The 4,951-nt window shown below is 38.9% G+C and carries 6 protein-coding genes; 5 read left to right on the plus strand and 1 reads right to left on the minus strand.

Going from position 1 to position 4,951, the window contains the following annotated elements:
- On the plus strand, window positions 1–491 hold a 491-nt coding region (locus tag ACR2F7_RS12935), incomplete at its 5' end, for a tyrosine-type recombinase/integrase (protein ID WP_432713974.1).
- Here ACR2F7_RS12935 and prmC read toward each other — a convergent pair.
- Window positions 488–1,339 carry a peptide chain release factor N(5)-glutamine methyltransferase gene (prmC, locus tag ACR2F7_RS12940; protein ID WP_432713975.1) on the minus strand — a complete coding sequence of 284 codons (852 nt, stop codon included), beginning with the start codon at window positions 1,337–1,339 and terminating at the stop codon, window positions 488–490. The two genes, ACR2F7_RS12935 and prmC, sit on opposite strands and share 4 nt — an antisense overlap.
- Before the next feature lie 48 nt (window positions 1,340–1,387).
- On the opposite strand from prmC, the gene ribD reads away from it, so the two are divergent.
- Genes ribD through ACR2F7_RS12960 form a run of 4 tightly spaced genes read left to right on the plus strand, consistent with a single transcriptional unit; the run spans window position 1,388 to window position 4,792 of the window.
- Window positions 1,388–2,443 carry a bifunctional diaminohydroxyphosphoribosylaminopyrimidine deaminase/5-amino-6-(5-phosphoribosylamino)uracil reductase RibD gene (gene ribD / locus ACR2F7_RS12945; RefSeq protein WP_432713976.1) on the plus strand — a complete coding sequence of 352 codons (1,056 nt, stop codon included), beginning with the start codon at window positions 1,388–1,390 and terminating at the stop codon, window positions 2,441–2,443.
- Complete coding sequence (locus tag ACR2F7_RS12950; RefSeq protein WP_432713977.1) at window positions 2,440–3,303, plus strand: EamA family transporter; 864 nt, start codon at window positions 2,440–2,442, stop codon at window positions 3,301–3,303. Before ribD ends, ACR2F7_RS12950 begins: the two co-directional genes overlap by 4 nt.
- Window positions 3,293–3,907, plus strand: a complete 615-nt coding sequence (locus ACR2F7_RS12955; protein WP_432713978.1) for an IMPACT family protein — start codon at window positions 3,293–3,295, stop codon at window positions 3,905–3,907. Before ACR2F7_RS12950 ends, ACR2F7_RS12955 begins: the two co-directional genes overlap by 11 nt.
- Window positions 3,908–3,922: 15 nt before the next feature.
- Window positions 3,923–4,792, plus strand: coding sequence for a nucleoside phosphorylase (locus ACR2F7_RS12960; RefSeq protein ID WP_432713979.1), 870 nt, complete (start codon window positions 3,923–3,925; stop codon window positions 4,790–4,792).
- Window positions 4,793–4,951 lie beyond the last annotated feature (159 nt).

Below are 4,951 nucleotides of genomic sequence, written 5' to 3' on the forward strand. Positions count from 1 at the left end.
AAGCAATGATTGAGGTACTCTATGGTTGTGGCCTGCGTGTCTCTGAACTTTGCAGCCTACGGCTTTCTGATTTAAACCTGGAAGAAGAGTATATAAAAGTGAAAGGTAAAGGAAATAAAGAAAGAATAATACCGATGGGGAGCACGGCCTTGAAAATGGTGGCCTTATACATCACTGAAGTGAGGGTGCATTGTAAATTAAAAAAAGGTTATGAAGATTATATCTTTATCAACCGATTGGGTACAAAACTATCCAGGATCTCCATATTTACCCTGGTTAAAAGCCTGGCTGAAAAAACAGGCATTACTAAAAGTATCAGTCCGCATACCTTTAGACATTCCTTTGCTACACACCTTGTTGAAGGAGGTGCAGATTTACGTGCGGTACAGGAAATGCTCGGCCACTCCAGTATTATCACCACAGAAATTTACACACATATGGATCGAGATTATCTGCAGTCTGTTATTACACAATACCACCCAAGAAGTTAAGCATTCTTTCTGCAGCAAATCATCCTGTCTTTGCCCTGCATGTCTTTTCTCAAAACAATATTTTCAAAGCCATAAGCAGCTAGCATCTCTACCGTTTCCTGACCCAGGTATTCATTGATTTCAAAGAATAGATAACCCTTTTCGTTAAGATTTTTTTCCGCTAGCGCGGCAATAGCTTTATAAAATACTAAAGGGTTCTGGTTGCTCACAAAAAGTGCGCTATGGGGTTCATGCTCCATTACGTTGGTATGCATTTGCTCTTTCTCATCCTCTTTAATATATGGAGGATTGCTGACGATCAGGTCGTATTTTTGCGCTGTTTGAAATTGCAGCACATCAGCATGTATAAATTCAACAATGACTTTATTTTGTAGCGCGTTATGGGCAGCAACCTTTAAGGCCGATTCAGAAATGTCTAATGCGGCAACATTCCATTCTGGTAAATGCTTTTTCAATGAAATGGCAATGCAGCCGCTACCTGTGCCAACATCTAAAAGATTTCCCGCTGGCTGAATACCTTTTACTTCTTCAATGATCCAGTCAACCAGCTCTTCTGTTTCTGCTCTTGGAATTAAAACAGCTGGGCTGACCATCAATGTCATCCCATAAAAATGAGCTTCCTCTAGTATGTATTGAATAGGCTTTCCTTGCTGCAGCTGCACAATAAGGTCTTTAATTAATTTGAGCTCAGTCGTTTGTATCTCTTGCTCCTGGTTAAAGATAATTTTACTCCTTCCCCATCCGGTTAATTTCTCAAGAGCCATATAATAGAGCGACTCCGCCTCTTCATTATCATATAAATTAGCTATTTCCTGTGTAAAATACGGCTTTAAGGCTTTAAAATTCATGTGTTACAAAAGTAACTAAATCAAACAATATACCTTACTTTTGCGCTGATGACAGACGAATTATATATGCAACGATGCCTGGAACTTGCACAAATAGGCATTGCTTCGGTAAGCCCTAACCCTATGGTAGGATGTGTAATCGTTAAAGCAGGTCGAATTATCGGCGAAGGCTTTCATGCTAAAATTGGACAGGCGCATGCGGAAGTCAATGCGGTTCAGTCTGTGATTCAAAAATATGGCGATCAGGCAAATCAGCTCTTAAAAGATGCTACAGTGTATGTGAGTCTGGAGCCTTGTGCGCATTTTGGTAAAACACCACCATGTGCAGATCTATTAATCAAACACCAGGTTAAAAAGGTTGTCATTGGCAATAAAGATCCATTTCCAGATGTTGATGGAAAAGGGATAGCTAAATTAAAAAATGCAGGTATTGAAGTTGTGCAAGGTATTTCAGAGTACGAATGCAGACAGTTGAACAGGCGTTTTTTCACAAGAATTGAAAAACAACGCCCGTTTATCATCTTAAAGTGGGCCCAAACGGCAAACGGTTTTTTTGCTCCATTAAAGCCATCCAAAGAATGGATCAGTACTGCCCTTGCTAAAAAGATAGTTCATAAATGGCGCACGGAGGAAGATGCAATCCTTGTAGGTAAACAGACGGTGATTACCGATGACCCACAATTGACCACCAGAGATTGGGAAGGTAAAAATCCAATCCGCCTCGTTATCGACCGACACCTGGAGATCCCTTTGGATAAACATATTTATAACAATGCAGCGCGAACCATTATCTTTAATGAGGTTAAAACCGAGGTACACCAAAATATCCATTATATCCAAATGGAAGATATGAAGTTTTACCTGCCCCAGAAAATAGCCTATCAATTATACCTGATGGATATTCAGTCGGTGATCATTGAAGGTGGCGCTAATATCCTCAACCAATTTATTTCCTCACGTTTGTGGGATGAAGCCAGAGTTTTCAGTTCTGCTAAAAACTGGGCAACAGGGGTCCATGCGCCTGTCATTAACGGCTTAATCACTGATGTATTTCCAATTAATTTGGATAAACTCATTATCTATAAAAACTGGACATCTTTATGATCTACATTCTAATCAGTATCTGTTGCAGTGTTACCGTTGGTGTACTTTTAAAATTAGCACGGCGTTACCAAATTAACATTATTCAAACCGTTACCTGGAACTACTTTTTTGCCATTATTCTGGGTTTTATTTTCTTTCATCCGCAGGTGAAAGACCTGGTGGCGGCCCCTTCACTCCTCCACCTTTCCCTAGGCATTTTACTGCCCTTGGTATTTTGGGTGCTGGCTGCCTCAATAAAAAATGTAGGCATCGTTAAAAGTGACATTGCACAAAGGTTATCTTTATTTATCCCCATACTTGCTGCCTACTTTATTTTTAAGGAGCAATTAACCGGGTTGAAAATATTGGGCCTTGTAGTGGGTTTGTCGGCCATCATGCTCACCCTGTTTAAAAAACAAAATACAGCAGCAGCATCCAGTAATTGGTGGTATGCCATAATGGTGTTTGTTGGCTTTGGTATTATTGATGTCTTGTTTAAAAAGATAGCACAAACGCAAGCGGTACCGTATACAAGCTCATTAATTGTCGTCTTTATCATCGCTTTTGTAATTTCTCTACTATCTATTCTTTACTTTGTACTGGTAAAGAAAGAAAAGATTGCGCTGATCAACTTTTTTTGTGGAGGCATTTTGGGCTTGTTTAATTTTGGAAATATTCTTTTTTACCTTAAAGCACATCAAAGCATGGCACAGAATCCTTCCACGGTTTTTGCAGCAATGAATATGGGTGTCATTATCTTGGGTAGCATCATAGGCATTACCTTATTTAAAGAGAAATTCAGCAAAATCAATTATATGGGCCTTACCTTGGCTTTAGGGTCCATCATCCTAATCACTTTAGCTCAAATGTATGCTGTTTGATGATACTTACATTACCATAGAAAATGAGGCAGAGGGAATCTTTAGAGATAAAGGAAGTAAATTTATTGCACTTGCTTATCCCATTACCAATGAAAGCCAGGTAAAACCCATCATCGCTAAACTGAGGGCTGCACATCCAAAAGCGCGGCATTTCTGCTGGGCTCTTCGTTTAACACCTGATAGAAGTATTTTCAGGCTCAATGATGATGGAGAACCTTCAGGCACTGCTGGCAGGCCAATTCTCAACACCATCTTATCTCATGAGCTCACCAATATTCTGGTCGTAGTGGTCAGGTATTTTGGTGGCACATTACTTGGTGTACCCGGATTAATCAATGCCTATAAGAGCGCTACCATTGATGCCCTTCATCAGGCTAAACGTATAGAAAAATCAGTCAACGATTGTTACCAAATCTCTTTTGACTACTTAAGTATGAATGATGTGATGAAAACGATTAAAGAGGAAGACCTTGTGATTCACGCACAAAATTTTGACACCAATTGTGTTATTGAAATTGAAATCAGGCAATCAAAACTTAACCATGTCCTGGCTCGGTTAGAAAGCATCGATACCCTTAAGACAAAATATATTAAAACCGTATAAGCTTAATAACAGCACATGAACAAATTATCCCCATCAGATTTAGTTGTCAATGAAGACGGCAGCATTTATCACCTTAATATTTTACCTGAAGACCTGGCAGAAACAATCATTACCGTAGGCGATCCCGATCGTGTTGGGGAAGTTTCTAAATATTTTGACACCATAGAATTAAAAAAAGGAAAGCGTGAATTTATTACCCATACTGGCACATTGGGTAACAAGCGTTTAACGGTGATCTCTACTGGTATAGGGACAGATAATATTGATATTGTGATCAATGAGCTTGATGCACTGGTAAATATAGATTTAGAGTCCAGGCTTGTAAAAGAAAAGTTGACTTCATTAAACATTATCCGCGTAGGTACTTCAGGTGCTGTTCAACCGGATATACCGATGGGAACCATTTTAGCTTCCTCTTATGGTATAGGTTTAGATGCTTTGATGAACTATTATGTGCAAGAGTTATCTGGTGAGGAACACCTTTTATTAGATCACCTTAAAAGTCATTTTACACATTTAAAAAATATCCATCCTTATATAGCTGCGGCAGATCCGGGGTTGTTACATACTATAGGTAAAGATTTGACCCATGGAATTACTGTTACCGCACCAGGTTTCTATGCTCCGCAAGGAAGACAAGTGCGCGCAAAAAATGCAGTACCCAATTTTATTGAAATGGTGAATACTTTTCAGCAAGGTCCAAACAGAATCACCAATTTAGAAATGGAAACTGCTGGTATTTATGCCTTAGCTAAAACCCTTGGACATAAAGCACTATCTATAAACGCTATACTTGCGAGTCGTGTTAATTTTGAATTCAGTTCAAACCCACAGCAAGTAGTTGAAAAAGCAATAAAGCTTGTTTTGGAAAGATTAAGTACATAACGTTGAATTGGGTAAAGAAAATGGAACTTTTATTTTAACAAACAAAATTACCGTGGAATTGTTGATTTTATACACTTAATAGATCAACATGTTGCTAAAACTTAGACATCAGCTTCACATCTTGTCCGGAAAATTTCTGTTGAATTTAGATGATGCGAG

Origin of the sequence: Pedobacter sp. (assembly GCF_045628745.1) — a bacterium.
In the GTDB taxonomy this organism is placed as follows: Bacteria; Bacteroidota; Bacteroidia; order Sphingobacteriales; family Sphingobacteriaceae; genus Pedobacter.

Coding starts and splice junctions, on each gene's coding strand:
- ACR2F7_RS12950 (WP_432713977.1), top strand. CDS start 2,440: ATGATCTACATTCTAATCAGTATCTGTTGCAGTGTTACCGTTGGTGTA.
- prmC (WP_432713975.1), bottom strand. CDS start 1,339: ATGAATTTTAAAGCCTTAAAGCCGTATTTTACACAGGAAATAGCTAAT.
- ACR2F7_RS12960 (WP_432713979.1), top strand. CDS start 3,923: ATGAACAAATTATCCCCATCAGATTTAGTTGTCAATGAAGACGGCAGC.
- ribD (WP_432713976.1), top strand. CDS start 1,388: ATGACAGACGAATTATATATGCAACGATGCCTGGAACTTGCACAAATA.
- ACR2F7_RS12955 (WP_432713978.1), top strand. CDS start 3,293: ATGCTGTTTGATGATACTTACATTACCATAGAAAATGAGGCAGAGGGA.